Annotated in this window: 1 protein-coding gene; it reads right to left on the minus strand. The window is 39.2% G+C overall.

The features are described 5' to 3' along the window. Positions 1-49 precede the first annotated feature (49 nt). Complete coding sequence (locus IM797_RS28250) at positions 50-241, minus strand: hypothetical protein (protein ID WP_194130571.1); 192 nt, start codon at positions 239-241, stop codon at positions 50-52. Positions 242-411 lie beyond the last annotated feature (170 nt).

Below are 411 nucleotides of genomic sequence, written 5' to 3' on the forward strand. Positions count from 1 at the left end.
ACATAATACCTCCTGTTGTGCCACAATTACGTTAGGACGAATGGATTATTCATAGAAAGACCTTGGCCAGTAAATCAGTCCGGATTGTTCCTCCAGCCAGAGCGGGATCTATATTTATTTCTGCAAGTTCCTGGTTCATAAATTCGATTTTTCTACTGAAATCGAAGATTTGATCTGCATCAGGGTAATATTGCCAGAATTTATCTGAGTTGCCGTCAATGTATTTAAGGTGTTTTCTCATATTCCTATTGCACGCCAGTTAAAAAAAGAAATAGAGTTTCTAAGGTTAAAAGCGTTGTCAGTTTCTAACTGCAATTTAATGTTTAAGAACTAAAAGAAGAAACCCGAAAAGCAACAGCGGCAATATCTTAATCTTTTTCGGGCAGTCCGCGATTGGCTTCAGCCGGGGGG

Origin of the sequence: Pedobacter sp. MC2016-24 (genome assembly GCF_015223055.1) — a bacterium.
In the GTDB taxonomy this organism is placed as follows: domain Bacteria; phylum Bacteroidota; class Bacteroidia; order Sphingobacteriales; family Sphingobacteriaceae; genus Pedobacter.

Excerpts from the sequence above, each read along its gene's own strand:
- IM797_RS28250 (WP_194130571.1), bottom strand. The coding sequence starts at position 241 with ATGAGAAAACACCTTAAATACATTGACGGCAACTCAGATAAATTCTGG.